General features: G+C 67.5%; 19 protein-coding genes and 1 tRNA gene. 7 read left to right on the top strand and 13 right to left on the bottom strand.

The window, feature by feature from the left end:
* Positions 1–185 precede the first annotated feature (185 nt).
* Positions 186–1,148 (top strand): hypothetical protein, encoded by a 963-nt coding sequence (locus AU193_RS02630; RefSeq protein ID WP_082682804.1) that lies wholly within the window; start codon positions 186–188, stop codon positions 1,146–1,148.
* Between the two features lie 52 nt (positions 1,149–1,200).
* Here AU193_RS02630 and AU193_RS02625 read toward each other — a convergent pair whose 3' ends face one another.
* The 5 genes from AU193_RS02625 to AU193_RS02605 are packed head-to-tail and all read right to left on the bottom strand — an operon-like array spanning position 1,201 to position 9,001.
* On the bottom strand, positions 1,201–4,434 hold the full coding sequence (locus tag AU193_RS02625) for an arabinosyltransferase domain-containing protein (protein ID WP_064420778.1): 3,234 nt from the start codon (positions 4,432–4,434) through the stop codon (positions 1,201–1,203).
* An 11-nt stretch (positions 4,435–4,445) separates the two neighbouring features.
* Positions 4,446–6,350, bottom strand: a complete 1,905-nt coding sequence (locus AU193_RS02620; RefSeq protein ID WP_082682799.1) for a galactan 5-O-arabinofuranosyltransferase — start codon at positions 6,348–6,350, stop codon at positions 4,446–4,448.
* A complete protein-coding gene (locus AU193_RS02615; protein ID WP_064420777.1) occupies positions 6,350–7,144 on the bottom strand; it encodes a decaprenylphospho-beta-D-erythro-pentofuranosid-2-ulose 2-reductase in 795 nt (264 codons plus the stop codon). Before AU193_RS02615 ends, AU193_RS02620 begins: the two co-directional genes overlap by 1 nt.
* Positions 7,145–8,545 carry an FAD-binding oxidoreductase gene (locus AU193_RS02610; protein ID WP_064420776.1) on the bottom strand — a complete coding sequence of 467 codons (1,401 nt, stop codon included), beginning with the start codon at positions 8,543–8,545 and terminating at the stop codon, positions 7,145–7,147.
* A 60-nt stretch (positions 8,546–8,605) separates the two neighbouring features.
* A complete protein-coding gene (locus tag AU193_RS02605; protein WP_064420834.1) occupies positions 8,606–9,001 on the bottom strand; it encodes a GtrA family protein in 396 nt (131 codons plus the stop codon).
* A gap of 92 nt (positions 9,002–9,093) precedes the next feature.
* Between AU193_RS02605 and AU193_RS02600 the strand changes: the two genes are divergently transcribed.
* On the top strand, positions 9,094–9,831 hold the full coding sequence (locus tag AU193_RS02600) for a phosphotransferase family protein (protein WP_064420775.1): 738 nt from the start codon (positions 9,094–9,096) through the stop codon (positions 9,829–9,831).
* Positions 9,832–9,835: 4 nt separating this feature from the next.
* Here AU193_RS02600 and AU193_RS02595 read toward each other — a convergent pair whose 3' ends face one another.
* From AU193_RS02595 to AU193_RS02575, 5 genes are read right to left on the bottom strand one after another with little or no spacing between them, the layout of a single operon-like run.
* Entirely contained in the window at positions 9,836–10,153 is a 318-nt protein-coding gene (locus tag AU193_RS02595; protein ID WP_064420774.1) for a zf-TFIIB domain-containing protein, read from the bottom strand.
* A 58-nt stretch (positions 10,154–10,211) separates the two neighbouring features.
* Complete coding sequence (locus tag AU193_RS02590) at positions 10,212–11,042, bottom strand: ABC transporter permease (RefSeq protein WP_064420773.1); 831 nt, start codon at positions 11,040–11,042, stop codon at positions 10,212–10,214.
* On the bottom strand, positions 11,039–12,010 hold the full coding sequence (locus tag AU193_RS02585) for a glycosyltransferase (RefSeq protein ID WP_064420772.1): 972 nt from the start codon (positions 12,008–12,010) through the stop codon (positions 11,039–11,041). The genes AU193_RS02590 and AU193_RS02585 overlap by 4 nt, the downstream gene beginning before the upstream one ends.
* Positions 12,007–12,798 (bottom strand): ABC transporter ATP-binding protein, encoded by a 792-nt coding sequence (locus AU193_RS02580; RefSeq protein WP_064420771.1) that lies wholly within the window; start codon positions 12,796–12,798, stop codon positions 12,007–12,009. The genes AU193_RS02585 and AU193_RS02580 overlap by 4 nt, the downstream gene beginning before the upstream one ends.
* Positions 12,799–12,819: 21 nt before the next feature.
* Positions 12,820–13,323, bottom strand: coding sequence for a bacterial proteasome activator family protein (locus AU193_RS02575; RefSeq protein WP_064420770.1), 504 nt, complete (start codon positions 13,321–13,323; stop codon positions 12,820–12,822).
* 417 nt (positions 13,324–13,740) lie between these two features.
* On the opposite strand from AU193_RS02575, the gene AU193_RS02570 reads away from it, so the two are divergent.
* The gene (locus AU193_RS02570; protein WP_064420769.1) at positions 13,741–14,937 is read left to right on the top strand and encodes a cysteine desulfurase-like protein; all 1,197 of its coding nucleotides are present in this window, start codon (positions 13,741–13,743) and stop codon (positions 14,935–14,937) included.
* A 6-nt stretch (positions 14,938–14,943) separates the two neighbouring features.
* On the opposite strand, the gene AU193_RS02565 is transcribed toward AU193_RS02570, so the two are convergent.
* Positions 14,944–15,918, bottom strand: a complete 975-nt coding sequence (locus AU193_RS02565; RefSeq protein WP_064420768.1) for an NAD(P)H-quinone oxidoreductase — start codon at positions 15,916–15,918, stop codon at positions 14,944–14,946.
* Positions 15,919–15,996: 78 nt separating this feature from the next.
* Here AU193_RS02565 and AU193_RS02560 point away from each other — a divergent pair, with 78 nt between their 5' ends.
* Together AU193_RS02560 and AU193_RS02555 are read left to right on the top strand one after the other, a co-directional pair.
* Positions 15,997–16,509, top strand: a complete 513-nt coding sequence (locus AU193_RS02560) for a MarR family winged helix-turn-helix transcriptional regulator (protein WP_064420833.1) — start codon at positions 15,997–15,999, stop codon at positions 16,507–16,509.
* Positions 16,510–16,557: 48 nt separating this feature from the next.
* A tRNA-Ser gene (locus tag AU193_RS02555) sits at positions 16,558–16,644 on the top strand.
* Between the two features lie 247 nt (positions 16,645–16,891).
* Here AU193_RS02555 and AU193_RS02550 read toward each other — a convergent pair.
* Entirely contained in the window at positions 16,892–18,238 is a 1,347-nt protein-coding gene (locus tag AU193_RS02550; protein ID WP_253867562.1) for a PLP-dependent aminotransferase family protein, read from the bottom strand.
* Positions 18,239–18,323: 85 nt separating this feature from the next.
* Here AU193_RS02550 and AU193_RS02545 point away from each other — a divergent pair, with 85 nt between their 5' ends.
* Together AU193_RS02545 and AU193_RS02540 are read left to right on the top strand one after the other, a co-directional pair.
* Entirely contained in the window at positions 18,324–18,734 is a 411-nt protein-coding gene (locus tag AU193_RS02545) for a DUF4345 family protein (RefSeq protein ID WP_064420767.1), read from the top strand.
* Positions 18,731–19,642 carry an NAD(P)-dependent oxidoreductase gene (locus AU193_RS02540; protein WP_253867560.1) on the top strand — a complete coding sequence of 304 codons (912 nt, stop codon included), beginning with the start codon at positions 18,731–18,733 and terminating at the stop codon, positions 19,640–19,642. Before AU193_RS02545 ends, AU193_RS02540 begins: the two co-directional genes overlap by 4 nt.
* Here the strand turns inward: AU193_RS02540 and AU193_RS02535 are convergent.
* Positions 19,629–20,444: a crotonase/enoyl-CoA hydratase family protein gene (locus AU193_RS02535; RefSeq protein ID WP_064420766.1), complete on the bottom strand. Its 816-nt coding sequence runs from the start codon at positions 20,442–20,444 to the stop codon at positions 19,629–19,631. The two genes, AU193_RS02540 and AU193_RS02535, sit on opposite strands and share 14 nt — an antisense overlap.
* Between the last annotated feature and the right edge of the window lie 7 nt (positions 20,445–20,451).

The following is a 20,451-nucleotide window of genomic DNA, read 5'->3' as shown; positions in this document are numbered from 1 at the left end:
CGATGGTAGGCGAAGCGCTCGCCGGAGTTGATGACGCACGGCCGATCGCGGCTCGGCCGTTGCTCTTGCGCCTTAACCGGTTGATCCCACGTACGACGTGCATGCGATCCACCGGTCAAGCGGTTATCCACAACCGCGCGGCGTCGGGCTGGCCGTCGCCCGCCGGCACGTTCACGCTTAGCCGAGTGACCCGTTGGCATCTGGGCTGTGTCGAGGCCATCACGGCGTCGCAGGACGGAGTCGTCGCGCGTCGGCAGGTACTGGACGCCGGGGGAACCGATTTCGACATCGCCAGGCTGGTGCGCCGCCGGGAGTTGACACCGCTCGAGCGCGGCGTCTACGTCGGCCACAGCGGCCGCCTCACGCAGACGCAGCGGCACTGGGCCGCGGTGTTGGCATTCTGGCCGGCCGCGCTGGCTCACGCGTCGGCGCTGCCCGATCCGCCGACGACGGTCGTACACGTGGCCGTCGACGAGGCTCGCCATCTGCGGCCACTGCCACGAGTCGTGCTACATCGCGTGCCCGACTTCGCGCAACGCGCCGAACTCGATCGCAGCCCGCCGGCGATTCGCCTGGAACATGCGCTGATCGACGTGATGAGCAGCGAACTCCGCGACGAGGACACTGCTGCCGCATTCGCCGTGTTGGCGCGGGTGTGTGCCACCAGGCGCACCACACCGCAGCGGATACTGCAGGCGTTGGAAACTCGAAGACGTGTTTCGGGTCGGCGCACGTTGGAGGAGATGCTCACCGACCTTCGCGACGGCGCCTGTTCGGTGCTCGAGCGTGGCTACCTGCATCGGGTCGAGCGCTCGCACGGGCTGCCTCGAGGCGAGCGCCAGCTTCGCAGCACCGCGACCGGCCGGTCGACGTTCCAGGATGTGCACTACGAGCGCCAAGGGGTGGTGGTCGAGTTGGACGGCCGCGCGTTCCACGAATCGCCGCGAGATCGCGATCGCGATGCGCTGCGTGATCTCGCGGAGTTGAGCCGGTCTGATGTGGTCACGATCCGGTTGACCTATGGACTCGTATTCGGCGATGCATGCCGCACCGCTCAACTGATCGGTGACTTGCTGCGTCGTCGCGGCTGGGCCGGTCAACGGCGAAGCTGTCCCGCGTGTCGTCCCGCGGTCCCGCTAACCGGTTGATCCCACGTACCACATGCATGCGATCAACCTCTTAAGGCCCGCGGCGCAAAGCTCAGGACAGCCGCAGCGGCGCCGGGCTCCACAGACCGCTACGCGTCGCCGTGCCGAGGTCCAGGCGGGCCTGCGCGGCGTTCGGGTACCACGGCGTGAGCTGCTGCAGCGAGCCCCAGTCCCGGAACCAGTCGTCGTGCAGATACGTCGGCACCGTCGTGGCCCGCACCAGCAGTTCGGTGATGCCGAGCGGCCCCCCGCCGAGATAGTCCATCACCGGCGAGTTGGCCTCGGCCCCGAACCGGTCGGGCAGGATCCGCCACTTCGGCACCTCGATGACGCCGTTCTGGTGGCCGAACGGCCGCTGGCAGGGGAACGCCAACCCGACCAGCCAGTCCAGCAACACCGGATCGGACGACCCGACGACGTCCTGAAGCGTGCGTAACTCCGGGATCCGCGGCGGGGTCACCGCGATCCAGTGCTGCGGGTCGAGGTCCTCGTCGGAGGCCACCAGCCGAATCTGAGTCGCGTCGGGCGGTATCGCGGTCAGCGGCGCCCGCAGGTTGCGCCACGCGGGCACGGCGCCGACGTCGGCGAACCCGATCGAACCGCCCGGCTCGTCGGCCGCGGCCTGCTCGTCGGTCGCCCATTGCACTGTGACCTCGCCCGCGTCGAACCGACCGGCCGCCGAGACGACCAGCAGTGGACCGGTGTCATCGCGGGACGGCAGGCGGTACCACGCCGACCGCAGCTGCGCCGGCTGCTGCGTGCCGGAGCGCCAGCTGCCCATCACCGGGGTCGTGGCCGGATCGAGTTTGTAGGGCAGCCGGGCCCGTGAACCGTTGACACCGGCGGCGGCCGTCGTGCCGCCCTCGGTCCCGCCGTTGCCCGCCTGGTCGTCTTCGCTGTCGGTGTCGGCGAAGTTGGTGGAGGTGCCCTGTCCGCTCATCGTCTCGTCGGCGGAGACGTCGCTGGGAATTCCGTTGGGGCTGAAGCCCTGTGCGGTACCGGCGCCGAGCGCCTCGCCGACGGGCGTGTCGATCGGGGTCAGCATGCCGACGTTGGGGTCCTCCTCGACGAGGACGTCCTGGGCCATCCCGCACGTTTTGCCCGCCAGGGCTTCGAGGTTGGATCGGCCGACGCTCCACGCCGGGTACTGGTCGATCATGGCCAGCGTCAGCGACAGCACCTCGAAAACCACCAGCAGCCACGTCGCAACGGCCAACGGCGCCTGCAGGATTCGCTGCCAACGCCGTTGCGGGCCCGGCGGCGACACGTCGCGGCCGGAGAAGTGGAACCACGCGGCGGCGATCAGGGCCAGCACGGCCAACCCGAGCAGAATCGTCGAGAAGCCGAACTTCCACTCCGGCATCGCGTTCGACCACGGCACACCGAAGTTCGACACGTACCACCAGCCGTTGACCGTGGCGAACGACAACGCCATCGCGAACAGGACCGCGGCGCCGAACACCGAGCGGTTGCGGCGCGAGCGCATCGCCGTGGCGGTGACGGCGACCGCGGCCAGCGCGCCCAACGACCCGGCCAGGCCGGCGAACACACCGAAATGATGGGTCCACTTCGTCGGCGTGAACATCATGGCCAGAAACGAGATGACCGTGATGCCGATGATGCGGCGGCTCGGTCCCAACGCCGTGCCCGGAATCTTGAACTTACGCAACGACATCGCGATCGCCACGCCCAGCGCCAGCAACAGTGTGAGCACCGCGAACCGGCGCGCCACTGAACCGTCGGGGCTCAGAGTGAAGAGCCGCTCGTAGCGGATGTGCTCGTCGAACCAGCTCAGACTCGGACCGACCGCGGACTTGAAAGCGCTGGCCTGCATCTCGGAGGCCAGCGTCTGGTCCCGGAAGATCAGGATGATTGTTACGGTGGCGGCGGCCAGGATCGGCGCCAGCAGCGCCAGGTAGCCGAAGCGTGAAACATGTGCGGCGACAATCGTTTTCAGTGGCCCGACCGCTACCAGCAGAGCGCCCACGGCGGCGATGCCCGTCGGCCCGGAGAACAGTGTGAGCGCGCCGATGATGATCGCGATCGCCACGGGCAGCAGCCTGCTGGTGGCCACGCCCCGCTCGACCGAGCACCAGGTGAGAAGGATGCCGAGCGCGATGATCGGTTCCGGGCGCAGCCCGTTGTTCAGCGGGAGCCAGAACGCCAGGAACAGGCCCGCCGCCGTCCACGCCGCCGCAGGCGTCTGCTTCACCGCGTGGCCGAGGCGCGGGATCACCTCACGGCTGATGACCCACCAGCACGCCAGCGCCATCACCAGCGTCGGCAGGCGCATCCAGACGCTGTGCGTGCTGACGTGCGCCCACAACGCCAGCAGGTCGTAGTACCAGCCGAACGGCGCCTCCGGCGTGCCGAACCATCGGTAGTAGTTCGCCATGTAGCCGGCCTGTTCGGAGACCCGTGCCATGGTCAGGATGTAGCCGTCGTCGGCGGTGTTGGCGCCGACGAAGTGCCACCACACCAGCACGGCGGCGACGAGGCCGTCGAGCGGTCGCAGCGTCCACCACCGCGGGGGCAGGAACCGTCTGACGCCGCGGCCGTCGGCGGTGTCGAGAAGATGCAGCGCCGCCAACGCGATGACGGTCATCGCCACCCCGATGATCATCGCCAGCGTCTTGAGCAGGGTCGGCGATGTGCTGTAGCGGGTGTCGAGCGTTGCGGAGAAGTCCAGTCCCGGTGGGGCCGGGCCGCTGAGGTCGGTGAAGACCCCGACGATCTGCGGGCGGAAGTCGTAGCCGCCGCGCTCGCCGCGCAGCGGTTCCCCGGGGTCCTCGTTCGGAATCCGTCCCGGACCCTGGACCAGCCCGACGAATCCACCGGTTACCTTGTCGGCGTGTGCGGTGAAGGTCAGCCGCTGGCACTGCGGGCTGAGCACTTGATCCAGCGGGGCGCTGACCACCGGGGTGTTGCGCACGATCACCAGCAGGTCGTCGTTGACCCGCTCGATCAGCAGGCCGCGGTCGATTGCCTTGGGCGCTTGCTTGGGCACGGTCGACAACAGCACCGTGCGGTCCTGAGCATCCGGCCCGGCCAGCCCGGCCGCCGCGCGACACGGCACGGAGATCTCCAGGTCGGTGGCGACGTAGCCGATGAGCGGGGCGTCCACGCTCTGCAGCACGCCGTTCTGCGGCCAGGTCAGTTCGGCGGTCGTCTGCGTGACCGGCATCAGCGGCGTGGCGAGGGCCAGCAATGCGCCCAGCAACCCGGCGACGATGGCAATGAGCCGCACCGTCCGATGGTTCGATCCGACCCCGGCTTCACCGACCACGGCGTTCGATCCTAATTGGGCGTGCGGATGGCCAGGACGAACGGGCCGATGCTGGAGACCTCGAAGCGCGGGTCGTCGAACAGGGCCTCGTCCAGGGCGACGTGGTAGCGGCGGACATTGGGTTGGTTCGGATAGACGTCGGAGGCCAGCCGCAGCGTGTAGGTGTCAGCCGAACCGGACGGGCCGCCGCGGCGCATCAAGAACACCGTCGGCGGCTCCCACGGCAGCGTGTCGAGTGCCTCGACGAACTGCTCGGCGTCGGTCAGCGTGGCCCAACTCTCGATGGCTTCGGCGCGCTTGTCGAACTGCGCGAGGGGATTGGCGTAGTGCGACGTCAATCCCTGGAAGCCGTAATAGGGATAGTAGGACAGGAAGCTGTAGTCGGCGGTCAGCACGACGGTCTCGTCACGGGGACGGCCGGTCACCTCGGTGATCTTGGCGTCGATGTCGCGGTAATAACGCTCGGCGCCGGGCGGTCGCCGGTCGGCGCGCTGACCGTATCCATCGGTGTCGGTATACGCGACGACGATGTCGGAGCGCAGCACATCGGGGATGTCCTGGCTGTAGGTGACGGCGCCGATCGCACCGAGCGTCACCGCGGCCGCGACGACGCGGCGCGCGTTCTCGGGCCGCACCCGCGCCGCGACGGCACGTGTGACGTCGATGAAACCGAAGGCGCCGGCCGCCGTCAGTAGCACGGTCAGTGTCGGATTCAGGCGGAACGACAACAGCGTGGTGCCCGCCAGCGTGGTGAGCATCGACAGCAGCGACCAGGCGTAGACGGCCAGCACGGCGATCGCCAGAGCGCCGGCCCGGGTCGACGAGCGCGCACGCCAGACCAGCCACAGCGTGCCGAGCATGCACAGCGCGCCCAGCAGTGTGAAGTGCAGCATCGGAAACTCCAGCTGCGCGCCGTCGGTCGGCAGATAGTGCTGCGCGGTTCCGGACTCGGCGGGCTCACCGGAGATCGCCGCGAGCAGGTACGGCGCCCATCCGATCAAGGCGATGGCCGCCGAGATCGCCGCGACGACCGCCAGCCGTAGCAGCGGGTCGATGCGCTTGCGCACGACGGCCAGCAGCACACCCATGATCGCCAACGTGAATGCGGCATAGGCGAACAGCAATGTGTAGAGCAGGGCGGCGCCGCCGAGGAAGAGGCCGGTGCCGACGACGGCGGCCCACCCGGCTCGCGTCCTCCCACCCGCTGCATGCGGGTCGCCGGCGCGCAACCCCGACCACGCGAGCACGAACACCGGCGGCAGGAGCACACAGATGATCGCGGCGTAGGGCTCGGCCGGAGAGTATGCGAGTGTGGCTGCGGCGGTGGCGGTGGTGACGACGAGCGCGTACTCGAAGCGAATCATGGCCGCCCACAACACGAACGCCACCGCGATCGCGGCCGTGATCGACATGATCGCCCACGGTTTGAACATCTCCCACGCGGGTGTACCGGTCAGCGCGGCCAGACGGCCGCCGATCCAGAACCAGCCCGGTGGATAGAACGGCGGCAGGCCCATGTAGGTCATGTCGCGCAGCGCGGCGCTGTCGGCGAGCCGGGTGAGGTACTCGGTGCGGAACTGCTGATCGACCGAGATGCCGTACAGATAGAGCTTGGTCGCACCAAGAGGCATCGCGAGCGTCACCACCGAGAACGCGGACAAGAACAGCGTCGCCGCGACCTTCGCGAGCAGCCGACGTCCCCGCCGCCAGACCCATCCACTCGCCAACAGCCCTGCCAGACAGGCGAACTGGCCCACCGTGGTCAGCGCGTGCAACTGATTGGACGAGTTGTACGCCGGCCACTCCACCCGCGCGATCGCGGCCAGCGAGACCACCGCGACGACGATCGCCACCGCGGCGGCTGCCACCATCTGGCCGGCGACCCTGACCGGTCGAACCGGCGTGCCGTCGCGCATCAGATGGGTAGCTTGCGGAAGATCGGCCGTGGGATGTGGCGCAACACCATCATCACGTACCGGAACGCTCCCGGCGCCCATACCAGTTCCTTGCCTTTGGCTGCCGCCGTGACGGCCAGTTCGGCGACGTCTTCCTTGTCGACGGTGAACGGCGCTTCCTTCGCGCCGGTGGCCTTCCAGTGCTCGATGGTGGTCGTGGTGCGCACCTGGCCCGGCCGGATCACCAGCACCCGAACGCCGTACTCCCGCAACGCCTCTCCGAGTCCGAGGTAGAAGCCGTCCAAGCCGGCCTTGGTCGACCCGTACACGAAGTTGGACCGCCGCACCCGTTCACCGGCCGCCGAGCTCATCGCGATGATCTGCCCGAAGCCCTGCGCCCGCATCTTCTCACCGATCAGCACGCCGACCGAAACCGCTGCGGTGTAGTTGATCTGGGCAACCTGCACGGCCTTGGCCTGGTCCTGCCACAGCTCCTCGGCGTTGCCGAGCAGCCCGAAAGCCACGATCGCGACGTCTATGTCTCTTGAGTCATCACCGTCGCTCCACGCCTGATCGATCACGGCGCGGTGACCGGCGGTGTCGGTGCCGTCGAAGTCGATCCATTCGACGGCCTTGGCTCCCGCGGCGGTCATCGCGGCGATCGCCTCGTCCTTGCGGGGGTGATTCGGCAAGTCGGCCAGGATGATGCGGGCGTGCGCGTTGCGCAGGTAGCGCTCGCAGATCGCCAGCCCGATCTCCGACGTCCCGCCGAGCAGCAGGATGGTCTGGGGGTTACCTACGGCATCAAGAACCATCTACAGGAGCTCCAAGCGTCGGGCCATGTCGGAAGCGAAGACGCCGTTCGGGTCGGCCTTGCGGCGCACGGCGATCCACTCGTCGATCCGCGGATACATCTTGTGGAACCGTTCGGCGCTGACCCTGGAGTCCTTCGCGGTGTAGACCCGGCCACCGAACTCCATGACCCGCTCGTCGAGTTCGTTGAGGAACTCGTTGATGCCGGGCTTGTTCGGGAAGTCCATCGCCACGTTCCACCCCGCCATCGGAAAGCTCAGCGGCGCGCGGTTACCGGGCCCGAACAGCTTGAACACGTTGAGCGCGGAGTAATGCCCGCGGGTCTGAATCCAGCGGATGATGGCCTTGAACTCCTCGAGCGCGTCGGGCGGTACCAGGAACTGGTGCTGTGCGAAACCCGCTGGGCCGTAAGCGTTGTTCCACCCGCTGACCAGATCCAGCATGTGGTAGAACTGCGACAGGTTCATGATCTTGCCGGTGTAGGTGCCGCCGAGCCGGTAGTACACCTCGCCGATCGCCATGAACGACAGCTTGTTCATGGCGCTGACGGGAAAGATGTCAGGCACCGAGAGCAGTTGAGGCGCATCGAATTTGAGCGGATTCTTGGCCAGCTTCGGGGGCAGCTGGTCGAGCGTCGCGAGGCTGCCGCGGCTGATCGCGGCGCGGCCCAGTTTCGGCGGCGGACTGATCAGGTCGAACCACGCGCTGGAGTAGGTGTAGCGGTCCTCGCTGCCGTCGAGGTGCACGACGACGGTCTCGTCCAGGTTGCCGGTGGACACACCGTCGGCGATGAAGTACGCGGTTTCGGTGCGCGTCATCGCGATTCGGGCGCGCACCACAATCCCGGTGAGGCCGTTACCGCCGACCGTCGCCCAGAACAATTCGGCTTCCGGCCCGTCCGGCGTGAGGGTACGAACCTCGCCGTCGGCCATCAGCAGGTCCATCGACAGCACGTGGTTGCCGAAGCTACCGGCGCTGTGGTGATTCTTGCCGTGGATGTCCGACGCGATCGCCCCGCCGACGGTGACCTGGCGTGTGCCGGGCAGCACGGGCACCCACAGCCCGAACGGCAACGCGGCCTTCATCAACTGGTCGAGGCTGACGCCCGCGTCGACATCGGCGACGGCCGTGTCGGCGCTGATCGAGTGGATCTTGTGCAGCGCGGTCATGTCCACGACCAGGCCACCCCCGTTGCACGCCTGATCGCCGTAGGAGCGGCCCAGCCCGCGGGCGAGGACACCCCGGTGCAGGAACGACGGGCTCGACGCGCTGCGGTCGGCGGCCTCGCGAACAGCCTGGGCGATGAGTTCGACGTCCGGCGTGGTGAGGACCTGCGCGACCGACGGTGCGGTGCGGCCGAAGCCGGTCAGGGCACGCGTGGTCGTCGGCAGGTTCTCGGACATCGTGACGAGGGTACCGTGTGCCCGGCGGCGCCCCGGTGAGCTGTTTTCAGCGCGTACCGGCTAGCGCAGGCGGAAGATCACCGCGCGCTGGACCACGAAATTGATCACCGTCGCGGTGCCCTGCGCGATGACGAACGCGACCGGCACCCGCCACGGCTTCCCGTCCCAGGCCATGTAGAACACGTAGTTGATGCCGACCTGCACCGCGTAAGTGACCGCGTACAGGACGCAGACCGCGATGAACCGGGCGGCGCTCGGCGGCGCCTGGAAGGTCCATCGGCGGTTGATCAGATACGCCGTGGTGGTGCCCGCGATGAAGCTCAGGGTCTTGGCCACGTTGACATGCAAACCGGCGGCGAGCAACGCGACATAGAGACCGAAGTCGACGACGGCCGCAAGACCGCCGGTGACGATGAACCGCCAGATCTGGGTGCCCAGGGTCAGGGTGGGCTGCATCGGAGGCTCGGCCACCCGGGCAGCTTACGGTGCGGCGCAGACTCATCGACGCCCGGCGCGAGCCGCGGCCGCCGCGTCGCTAGGTTGCGAGGGTGCAAACCCGGTCCGGTGCCGAGATCGTCGTCGCCGGTGACGTCGTCTACAAGCTGCACCGGCCGGGTACCGATCCGCGTGCGTTGACCGTTCGGCTCGGTATCGCTGCCCGGTCGGATTGTCTGGTCTCGCCGCTGTCGACGGTTCCCGAGCCGGTCGCAGCACGCTGGCGCACCCGGTGGCCGCGCGTGGAAACCGTTGCACCACAACCGGAATGCGTGCCGTGGGCCGAAGCCGGTCAGCTGCTGGCGCGGTTGCACCGGGAACCGCGGCCGACGCGGACACCGCCGCACGGCTGGCCACAACGACTACGCCGGGCCGTCGACACGCTTCGCACCGGGAACCAGACAGTGCGCCGCGCCGCAGCCGACCTGCCAGACAAGGTCTGGCGCGCGGGTTCGCCGGACCGTCCGGCGACGCTCGTGCACGGCGACTTCCACTTGGGGCAGCTCGGCCGTCGCGGCGCACAGTGGCTGCTCATCGACGTCGACGATCTGGGCGTCGGCGACCCGGCGTGGGATCTCGCCCGTGCGGCCGGATTCTGGGCCGCCGGACTCATTCCGGACGACGACTGGCAGAGCTTCGTCGACGCGTACCGCGCCGCGAGCGGACCCGCGCTGCCCGACGGCGATCCGTGGCCGGTGCTCGACGGGTTCGCCCGCGCCGCGGTGGTACAGGCGGCGGCTCACCACCCCGACGACGAATTGTTGGTGGCGGCCTGCGCGCGGATGCTCTGACGGTCTAGCTGGAGAAGAACAGCCGGCCGAACCCCTGTTTGCGGTAGTACTTGTTGCCGCGATGCCCCCAGCCCGGGCCGTAGCCGTATCCGTGCTGAGCAGGCGGAGGCGGCGGCGCGGACTGCACGAACCGGTTCTCCATCTGGGTCAGCGCCTCGAGCTCACCGAAGTCGAGGAAGATGCCGCGGCAGGTGTCGCACTGCTCCAAGTGGATGCCGTTACGTTCGTAGGTGCGCATCGAGCCCGCGCACTTGGGGCAGGTCAATGTGCCTGCCGGGCCGGACGGCGTAGACGACGGAGGCTGATATGGCGGGATGCTCATATCCGCATAACGGCCGCACCCGATGCCCGAGTTCCGCCGGAAGCCGTGCCCCGGCCCTCTAGACCCAGTACGCGACGCGGGCGCGGTATTGCCGCATGGCGAACGCCGCGAAGATCCAGCCGACCACCGTCAGCACGATCACCACCAACCAGTGGCGCAGTTCCTGATCGGCGCCGAGCAGCGGGGCCCGCACGATGTCGAGATAGTGCAGCAACGGATTGAGCTCGACGATCTTGGCGTACCGCTCCGCACCCTGCTGCCGCAGAGTGGACTCGTTCCAGATGATCGGGGTCATGAAGAACAACAGCTGCACCAGGCTGACCAGCAGGGGACTGATGTCGCGGTAACGGGTGGCCAGGATGCCGAAGCACAACGCCACCCAGATGCAGTTGAGCACGATCAGGCCCAGCGCCGGGATGACCGCCAGGTCCGTCCACGTCCACGGCTTGGGATAGATGATCGCGATGATCACGAAGATGATCATGTTGTGCGCGAACAGGATCATCTGTCGCCACACCAGCCGGTAGACGTGCACCGACAGCGGTGTCGGCAACTGCTTGATCAGACCCTCGTTGGCGACGAACACGTCGGCGCCCTCCAGGATCGCCGCGTTGATCAGGTTCCACACGATCAGCCCGAGGGTGACGTACGGAAGATGTTCGGACAGCTCGAGTTTGAACAACTTGGAGTAGAGCAGGCCCATGGCGACCGCGGTCGCGCCGGTGGCGATCGTGATCCAGAACGGGCCGAGAACCGAGCGGCGGTAGCGCTGTTTGATGTCCTGCCAGCCGAGGTGCAACCACAGTTCGTGCTTGCCGAAGCCGGCGACCAGGTCACCCCACGCCCGGCTCATCGTCCTCGACTGCGCGGCGGCGTCGGTGAACGTCACTGTGGGAACCTCCCGAACCTCTCCTTGCGGCCCATGCGCCGCAACCGGATCCACTCCATCAGGCCGGTGGGGTCCCGACGGGACACCAGGAAGAACCAACCGAAGCGGGCCCACTCCTGCAACTGCAATCGACGCAGGCCCGGCTGGGACAACAGATAGCCGCGGTTGCGGTAGGTATAGAAGCGTTTGGCCGCGTTTTCCGGATACTGCGTGTGCATGCGGCCGCGGAGGATCGGTTTGAACTCGTCGCCGCCCTGCGGATGCAGGTACACCGCGTCAAGGCAGGTGCCGAACGGTAGCCCGGAGCGGACCAGCCTGCGGTGCAGTTCGGTTTCGTCGCCCCGCACGAACAGCCGGAGATCGGGCACACCGGTCGCCTCCAGCGTCGCTGCGGCGAACAGCGCGCCGTTGAACAGCGATGCGATGCCCGGCAGCAGTCCCCCGCAAGCGGGAGGTGCCCCCACTGAACCGGACTCGGTGCGCAACTCGTCGACACGGCGACGCCATACGAGTCCGCGTCGCAGGGGGAAGGCCAGGCGTCCGGGGTCGGCCATGTCACAGACCATCGGCGACACCTCGGCGAGCCCGTGGCGAGCGGCGCAGTCGATCAGCGTGCCCAGCACCTCCGAGTCGGCTGGGCGGCCGTCGTCGTCGGCCAACCACACCCAGTCCGCGCCCAGGGCCAGCGCATGCAGCATCCCCAACGCGAAACCGCCTGCGCCACCGAGGTTTCGGCGCGACCCGAGATAGGTGGTCGGGATGGGTTGTCCGGCCACCAGCTCGGCGACCCGGGGGTCCCCACCTTCGGAGAAGTCGTTGTCGACGACGATCAAGTGGTCGGGCGCGCGGGTCTGGGCCGACACCGCCTCCAGTGACTTCGCCAACTCGTCGAGACGACGGTGGGTGACCACGACCGCGCATATGACGGGGCTGGTTGGCTGCTCGGGCAAGCCCTCGTTGGCGGTCATCCCTGGCGTGTCTCTTCGAGCACTTCCCGGACGTGCCGGGCGGCGTCCTCGCCCTCATAGGCCCGCACGACGTCTTCGATGTCGCCGGTCATCTTGATCGTGCCGTGGTCGATCCACATGGCGGTGTTGCAGAGTCGGGCCAGAAACTCGTTGGAGTGGCTGGCGAACACCAGGATGCCCGAGCGCGCGACGAGTTCGGCCAAACGACTCTGCGCCTTCTTGAGGAACTCGGCGTCGACCGCACCGATGCCCTCGTCGAGCAGCAGGATCTCGGGGTCGATGCTGGTCACCACGCCCATCGCGAGACGCACCCGCATACCGGTGGAGTAAGTGCGCAACGGCATCGACAGGTAATCCCCGAGCTCGGTGAACTCCGCGATCTCGTCGATCTTGGCCAGCATCTGTTTACGCGTCTGCCCGAGGAACAGGCCGCGGATGATGATGTTCTCGAAGCCCGAGATCTCCGGGTCCATCCCGACGCCGAGGTCGAACACCGGCGCCACCCGGCCCGTGACGGTCGCCACCCCCCGCGTGGGCTCGTAGATACCCGACAGCAGTCTCAGCAGGGTCGATTTGCCCGCACCGTTGTGCCCCACCAGGCCCACCCGGTCGCCGAGTTCCAACGACATGGTGATGTCCCGCAGTGCCTCGATGACCACGACGTTGGAGTCGTTGCGTCCGATCGCGCCGCCGGCCTTGCCGAGGAACGCCTTCTTCAGCGAGCGTGATTTCGCATCGAAGATCGGAAACTCCACCCATGCGTTGCGGGTCTCGATGTGTGGGACCACCGGCCGGCTCCTACCCGAGGATCAGAGGTACTGTCCGGTTCCCGGATGCGACGGAGCGCCGCGCATCGCCACCCCGGGGGGCAGCGCACCCTGTCCCCGCATCTGCTCCAGCTGCTGGCGCGCGGCCATCTGCTGGGCGAACAGCGCGGTCTGGATGCCGTGGAACAGACCCTCCAGCCAACCGACCAATTGGGCCTGCGCGATACGCAGCTCGGCGTCCGAAGGCACCGCGTCTTCGGTGAACGGCAGCGTGAGCCGCTCGAGCTCCTCGCGCAGTTCAGGGGCCAGGCCGTCCTCGAGCTCGGTGATGCTGGTGTGGTGGATCTCGCGGAGCCGGTTGCGGCTGGCCTCGTCGAGCGGCGCCGCGCGCACCTCCTCGAGGAGCTGTTTGATCATGGTGCCGATCCGCATCACCTTCGCCGGTTGCTCGACGAGGTCGGTCAGCGACCTGCCGTCCCTGTCCTCCTCGTTCTCGGCGCCGCTGTCGTCACCGCTGATGATCTCGATGTTGTCGTCGTCGGTCATAGTCCCTGCGTTCCCTCTAATCTCCACGCCATTCGTCGCGCCAGCCTCGCGATCCCGCCCTCGACCGCGAACCATCTAGCGACACTAGTCTGGTCGTACGCGAGGCGGTCGCCACGCTGGGCGCAAGCGGACTTCGGCCGATCACCGCAAATCCATCCCCAGATCGCCCCAGGCGCCGGGGCAAACAGGCTCACCTCGTACCACCATCGTGAATGCGCTCGCACGTTAACCTCTCGTCGCTTTCTTGTCGCACTGTGCGGGTGACCAGCAACGACGACGGGTTCAACGCTCGGAACGGCAAGGTCACTGGACTAGTATGGCTGCCCAGCAGACCCAGTCCGACATGGCGGGTCGGGCCGATCATCGGCCAGAATCGTGTGGGTTGGCGAACTCACGGACGCTCGAAGGTGGGCTGGCATGGCATACGACGTCGCCCGGGTGCGCGGTTTGCACCCCTCTCTGGGCGACGGTTGGGTGCGTTTCGACGCCCAGCACGGCATGTTGTTGCCTGACACCGTCGGCCGAGCGGTGTCGACGGCGTTCCGTGGGTCCATGCCCACTCCGGTCGGTCCGCACCCGTCGGCGCAGCGCAGCGCGGCGGTGCTGGAGGCCGCTCGGCTGGCCGTGGCCGATCTGGTCAACGCCGATCCCCGTGGTGTGGTCCTGGGCGCCGACCGCGCAATTTTGTTGACGTCGCTGGCGGACGCGTCGTCGTCGCGTGTCGGTCTCGGTTATGAGGTGGTGGTCACCCGTCTCGATGACGAGGCGAACATTGCGCCGTGGCTGCGTGCCGCGAATCGCTATGGGGCCAAGGTGAAGTGGGCCGAGGTGGACATCGAGACCGGCGAACTGCCCAGCTGGCAGTGGGAGAGTCTGGTCACCAAATCGACGCGGTTGGTCGCGATCACTTCTGCCTCATCGACTTTGGGCACCGTGACCGATCTGCGCGCGGTGACGAAGCTGGCACACGATCAGAGTGCGCTGGTCGTCGTCGACCACTCCGCGGCCGCGCCCTACCAGTTGATCGACCTCGACGAGATCGACGCCGACGTGGTGGCGGTCAACGCGTTGGCGTGGGGCGGCCCACCCATCGGAGCCTTGGTTTTTCGGGATCCCGCGCTCATCGACTCGTTCGGTTCGGTATCGCTGGATCCGCACGCGACCGGGCCGGCTCGGCTCGAAGTCGGCGCGCATCAGTTCGGCTTGCTGGCCGGAGTGGTGGCCAGCATCGAGTATCTGGCCTCCCTGGACGAGAGCGCGCGCGGCACGCGCCGCGAACGCCTGGCGATGTCGATGCACTCCGCGAACGCCTATATGAGCCGGCTGTTCGACTATCTGCTGATCTCGCTGCGGTCGCTGTCGACGGTCATGATCATCGGTCAGCCCGAATCGCGAATCCCTGTGCTCAGTTTCGCGGTCAACGGCGTGCCCGCCGAGCGGGTGGTGCAGCGCCTGGCCGACAACGGAATCTTGGCGATATCGAATGCGAGTTCGCGGGTGCTGGACGTGATCGGCGTGAACGACGTCGGCGGCGCGGTGACGGTCGGATTGGCGCACTACACCACCACCGCTGAGGTCGATCAACTGGTACGTACGCTGGCCTCGCTGGGCTGAGAAGCGTTAATCCGCCACGCGCAGAAGCACTTTCCCCGAGACCTCGCCGGACTGCAGCAGCTCGTGCGCCGCGCCGGCTTCCTGCACCGGGTACTCGGCCCCGATGATCGGCCGCACCTGACCGCTCTCGACCATCGGCCAGACGTTGGCGACCACCTCGGCGACGACCTCACCCTTGCTTGCCCGACCGCTGACCGGGCGCGCGCGAAGAGCGGTGGCGAAGACACCCGCGCGCTTGCCGAGCAGCTTGCCGATGTTGAGTTCGGCCTTCACCCCGCCCTGCATCCCGATGATCACCAGACGGCCGTCGGAGGCCAGCGCGTCGATGTTGCGGTCGAGGTAGGCCGCGCCGATGATGTCGAGGATCACGTCGGCACCGCCCTCGGCCCTGACCCGTTCGACGAAGTCCTCGTCGCGGTAATTGATCGTCACCTCGGCCCCGAGTTCGGCACACAGGTCCAGCTTGTGGGCGGACCCAGCGGTCACGGCGACGCGGCATCCGAGCGCGCGGGCGACCTGGACGGCGTGGGTGCCGATGCCGCTGGCGCCCCCGTGTATGAGGACGAGCTGCCCCGTCGTCAAGCCGGCGGTCATCACCAGGTTCGACCACACGGTGCAGGCCACCTCGGGCAGGCCGGCGGCCTCGTGCAGGGACACCGAGTCCGGAATCGCCATCACCTGCCCGGCCGGGACGGCGACGTACTCGGCGTAGCCGCCGCCCGCCAGCAACGCGCAGACTCGTTGTCCCACCGACCATTCGGAGGTCTTGTCGCCGACCGCCTCGACCGTCCCGGAGACCTCGAGACCGAGGATCTCGCTGGCGCCCGGCGGTGGTGGGTATTTGCCCGCTGCCTGCAGCAGGTCGGCCCGGTTGATGCCGGCGGAGGCCACTTTGATCAGCAGCTCGTCGTCATTCGGCGCGATGTCGGGAACTTCTTGCCAGGTCAATCGGCCTTCGGGCCCGGCCACGATCGCATGCATTCAGATAACGCTACTAGCCTGCGACAACAGTCTGACGAATCGGTCAACAGCAACAATATGGCCGTTTACTATGGCCGCATGGAGGGGATTATCGGGGGTCGTACCGCGGGGGATATGCCGGGGCTGGACATCGCGGAGCAGCGGTCCTGGCAAAATTTCTTGGACGCCGCGCTTCGGCTGTACGCGACCTTGAACCGGTCGCTGGTGGATAAACATCATCTGACGCTCAACGACGTCAGGCTGCTCGACATGCTGGACAAGTCAGCGACGGGATCGGCCCGAATGGGCGACCTCGCCGAGTGTTTGATGTCGTTGCCCAGCCGGGTCACCCGGCAGATCCGTCGCCTGGAGATGCGGGGCCTGGTGCGTCGCGGGGCCAGTCCTGACGACGGCCGTGGAGTGCTCGCCAGCATCACCGACGACGGGCGGACCGCGGTACGCGATGCGATGGTCACCTACGGCGACAGCGTAAGAGCGCATTTCCTGGACCGGCTGTCGCGGCCCCAGGTCGCGGCGATGGGCGAGAACTGCAGGCGGATCAGCGTCGCGCTCAAGAACGGGTCGATGAACGCCAAGCTCGGCCGGGTCTGAGGGGATTCCCCATCGCGACTAAGTGAGCCGCCCCGTACTCTTGTCGGCGGTGGCGTGGCAGAGCGGCCTAATGCACTCGCCTTGAAAGCGAGAGACGGCTAACACCGTCCGGGGGTTCAAATCCCTCCGCCACCGCTCACTTGCCTTGTTTCGAGTGTGTGAGGCGTCTTCACAGTTGCTGCGCTCCGGCGTCCAACTGCTTGTCGACTTCCGAGGCGACGACCTGATCGAACCACTTGGCGGGTCACGCTTCTCACCTGACCCGGCCACCGTGATCCCGGTCCCCGACAAATACACCGAGGCCGATATCGCTTCAGGACGACGTCGGACGTCAAGGACCAAAAACGATCCCACATCCCGCCCATGTTGTGGCGGCGGCGACCTATGGCATCGCGCCAGCCAATATCCGCACTCCCGAATCGATCTGCGACTCAGTGAGGTTCGCGTAGCCCAAGAGCAGACCCGGAGGCGCCGACTCGGAGTCGGCGTAGCACGGTGCGAGCGGTTCGACCCGTACGCGCTGTGCTGCGGCCCTGTGCACCAGCTCCTCGATCGGGAAGCCGTCGGGAAAACAGACGGTCAGTTGCAATCCAGCGGCCGCACCCAGCACGGTCACCTGTGGCAGGTACCTGTTCAGAGCCCGCAGTAATGCGTTGCGGCGCATGAGGTAGCGGCGGCGCATCTGGCGAAGATGCCGGTCATAGCCGCCCGAGGTCAGCAGGTGCGCGAATGCCAACTGGTCCATCACCGAACTACCGGTATCTGCAAGCCCTTTCGCGCGAACGACGTCGGCGACGAGCTGTGCGGGCAGCACCATCCAGCCGATGCGAAGCCCGGGCGCCAGTGTCTTGCTGGTCGAGCCGACATAGATCACACGGTCGGGTGCGATTCCCTGCAACGCGCCGACCGGCGCGCGGTCGTAGCGGTACTCGGCGTCGTAGTCGTCCTCGACGACCAAGTGATCGGCTCGCGCCCAGTCCATCAGCTCGGTACGCCGCGCGGCCGACAGCACGAACCCGGTCGGGCATTGGTGCGCGGGGGTGGTGAGCACCGCCTCGGCGCCACTATCCGCCAGTGCACCGACGTCGAGCCCGTCGTCGTCCACAGGAACCTGCACCGGTTCTATCCCGTTGTTGCGCAGCACCATTCGATGTAACCAGAATCCCGGTTCCTCCATCGCCAGCGATGCGGTGGGCAGCGACTGGGCGAGCAGCGCCACCGCCTGCGTCGCTCCGGAGCACAGCACGATGTGATGCGGGTCGGCCAGCACACCGCGGGCGCGCCGCAGATAGTCGGCCACCGCGCACCGCGTCGTGAACAGCCCCTGGGGGGAGACGTAGCCGAAGGCATCCGAGCCGATCTCGGCCAGTCCCTGCCGCAGTGCCCGCAGCCACGCGTCACGGGGGAAGCTCCCCAGATCTGGCGACCCCGGCTGAAAGTCGACGTCGTAGCGGGCCGTCGGCCCGTCGTGGCCGCGTGCCGGTTCCTCGACGCTGTCGACCGTGGCGACCACCGTGCCCGACCCGTGCCTGCTGAGCAGGAACCCTTCGGCGACGAGCTGGCTGTAGGCGTCAACCACGAGCCGACGGGACACTCCCAGGTCGGCGGCGAACACGCGACTGGACGGCAGGCGGGTGCCCGGTGTCAGGCGGCCCGTCCTGATGGCTGTCCGCAGCCTGTCGGCGAGTTGGCGGTGCAGCGGATCGGTGGCGTCGCGGTCGAGTTCCACTAGCAGCTCCGGACCCGAAGTGGTACCCGATTTCGCGATCAAAGTGGTGCCTATCTTGAGGCCAGTGGCGCACTAGCGTGACCGTATGACATCGACACCGACGCGCACAAGGGCCGGGTTCGTCGAAGTGACGCTCATCGTGTTCGGGCTGTACGCCCTGGCGGTGGGGCTGTTCATGATGTTCGCCCCCGGCGCCTTCTTCGATACGCTCGGCAACTTCGGCGCACGAAATGACCACTACATCTTCGACAACGCCACGTTCGAAGTGCCGCAGGGTCTCATGCTGCTCGCGGCGGTTCGGTGGAGGACGTGGCGCACTCCCGCATTGGCATTCGCGACGCTGCACTGGGCGCTGCACTCGGTCAGCCACCTCATCGATCCCCACCATGGAGCGGGCGACTGGATCGGCTGGCTGGAAGCCGGCGGATTGGTGCTCACCACCGCGATCCTCGCGATCGCGCTGCGCGCCAGCGCCATTGCCGATCGGAGGCCATGATGCGTGTTCTGGTGGCCGGTGCGACGAGTGTGCCCGGCCGCCCGCTGTTGCGTGAACTCCACGCCCGCGGCCACGAGGTCATCGGGCTGACGCGGTCACCGAACAAGATTCGTGAGATCACGTCTGCGGGAGCCGAACCCGTGGTCGCCGACGTGTTCGACGCCGGCGAGATCGACAAGGTGGTTGCCGATATCGGTCCGGAGGTCGTGGTTTCGCTGTTGACCACGCTGCCGAAACGAGGGCCCATGCGGGCCAGAGACTTCGAGCCCGCGAGGAAGCTGTGGGGTACCGGTGCGCCGAATCTGTTGGCCGCGGCGCAGCGTGCCGGTGTCCGGCGCGTCGTCGCCGAATCCGTGATGTTTGCATACGGATACCCGACCACGGGTCCGGCGCTGATGGACGAGAGCGATCCCTATCCCGGCCCGGCCCCGCCTGGTGGAGAGGCGATGTTGGCGGCGCTGCGCGGGATGGAGCAGAAGGTCCTGGCCTCCGGTGAGCGCAGTGACACCGAGGGAATCGTGTTGCGCTACGGCGCATTCTACGGACCCGGTGTGCCGCACGACGAGTTGTTCACGCGGATGGCGAGATGGCGGGTGGCGCTGGATATGGGAGGAAGCGGCGTCGTGTCCTGGATCCACATCGACGACGTCGCGAAGGCCACTGCGGCCGCACTCGACCGCGGGCGGGGCGGCCAGATCTACAACATCGTCGACGACCGGCCGCAGTCGTTCAACGACTACATCCGGGAGCTGGGCGAGAAGATGGGACGTCTTCGACAGCTGCGCATTCCGCGAATGGCGGTCAGGCTCGTGGCGCCCTACGGCGTCACCGCCTTCGGCGACACCTGGCTTCCGCTGTCGAACGCGAAAGCCAAGGCCGAACTCGATTGGACGCCTATTCGCCGGTGAATTTCGGCGGCCGCTTCTGGAACATCGCCGTCACCGCCTCGCCCAGATCCTTCGACGGCAGAAAAGCCGAATTCCACGCTGCCACATAGCGCAAACTCTCCGACACCCTGGCGATGCGCTGCTGATCGAGCACATCCTTGATGCCGTGCACCGTCAGGGGTGGGTTGGCGGCGATCTCGGCGGCGGTCGCATGCGCTGCGGCAAGCGAGGCGTCGGCGTCGTCGTACACGTCGTTGACCAGACCGATCTTCTCGGCCCTGGCCGCGTCGATGTCCTTGCCCGTCAGCGTCAGTTCGCGCAGATGTCCGTCGGACAGGATCAGCGGGAGGCGGGCCAGCGAGCCCACGTCGGCGACGATCGCCAACTTCACCTCACGCACGGAGAACTTCGCGTCGGCGCTCGCGTAGCGGATGTCCACGGCGCTGATCAGGTCCACGCCACCGCCGATGCACCAGCCGTGCACCGAGGCGATGGTGGGGGTGCGGCAGTCGGCGACCGCGTTGATCGCGCCCTGCATCCTCTGCAGCGTCGTGTGGAACTCGAGCCGGCCCTTTGCGCCGGACTCCAGGCCTGGCAGGCTGCCGCCCATCGCGACCAGGTCGAGCCCGTAGCTGAAGTTCTTGCCCGAGCCGGTCAGCACGATGGCGCGCACCTCCGGGTCGGCATCCAGCGTGCCGAACACCTCGGGCATCTCGGCCCAGAACGCCGGGCCCATGGCGTTGCCCTTGCCGGGTCCGATCAGCGTCACCCGCGCGACGTGATCGGAGATGTCAACAGTGACGGATTCGTAGGTCTGGCCCATGGGGCAA

The sequence above is a fragment of the Mycobacterium sp. GA-1285 genome (assembly GCF_001499905.1).
Classification (GTDB): domain Bacteria; phylum Actinomycetota; class Actinomycetes; order Mycobacteriales; family Mycobacteriaceae; genus Mycobacterium.
Note: the sequence above shows the minus strand (reverse complement) of the source record. Positions and strands in the feature narration are given on the sequence as shown.

Excerpts from the sequence above, each read along its gene's own strand:
- AU193_RS02620 (WP_082682799.1), bottom strand. The coding sequence starts at position 6,350 with ATGCGCGACGGCACGCCGGTTCGACCGGTCAGGGTCGCCGGCCAGATG.
- AU193_RS02615 (WP_064420777.1), bottom strand. The coding sequence starts at position 7,144 with ATGGTTCTTGATGCCGTAGGTAACCCCCAGACCATCCTGCTGCTCGGC.
- AU193_RS02610 (WP_064420776.1), bottom strand. The coding sequence starts at position 8,545 with ATGTCCGAGAACCTGCCGACGACCACGCGTGCCCTGACCGGCTTCGGC.
- AU193_RS02605 (WP_064420834.1), bottom strand. The coding sequence starts at position 9,001 with ATGCAGCCCACCCTGACCCTGGGCACCCAGATCTGGCGGTTCATCGTC.
- AU193_RS02595 (WP_064420774.1), bottom strand. The coding sequence starts at position 10,153 with ATGAGCATCCCGCCATATCAGCCTCCGTCGTCTACGCCGTCCGGCCCG.
- AU193_RS02585 (WP_064420772.1), bottom strand. The coding sequence starts at position 12,010 with ATGACCGCCAACGAGGGCTTGCCCGAGCAGCCAACCAGCCCCGTCATA.
- AU193_RS02575 (WP_064420770.1), bottom strand. The coding sequence starts at position 13,323 with ATGACCGACGACGACAACATCGAGATCATCAGCGGTGACGACAGCGGC.
- AU193_RS02570 (WP_064420769.1), top strand. The coding sequence starts at position 13,741 with ATGGCATACGACGTCGCCCGGGTGCGCGGTTTGCACCCCTCTCTGGGC.
- AU193_RS02565 (WP_064420768.1), bottom strand. The coding sequence starts at position 15,918 with ATGCATGCGATCGTGGCCGGGCCCGAAGGCCGATTGACCTGGCAAGAA.
- AU193_RS02560 (WP_064420833.1), top strand. The coding sequence starts at position 15,997 with ATGGAGGGGATTATCGGGGGTCGTACCGCGGGGGATATGCCGGGGCTG.
- AU193_RS02545 (WP_064420767.1), top strand. The coding sequence starts at position 18,324 with ATGACATCGACACCGACGCGCACAAGGGCCGGGTTCGTCGAAGTGACG.
- AU193_RS02540 (WP_253867560.1), top strand. The coding sequence starts at position 18,731 with ATGATGCGTGTTCTGGTGGCCGGTGCGACGAGTGTGCCCGGCCGCCCG.
- AU193_RS02535 (WP_064420766.1), bottom strand. The coding sequence starts at position 20,444 with ATGGGCCAGACCTACGAATCCGTCACTGTTGACATCTCCGATCACGTC.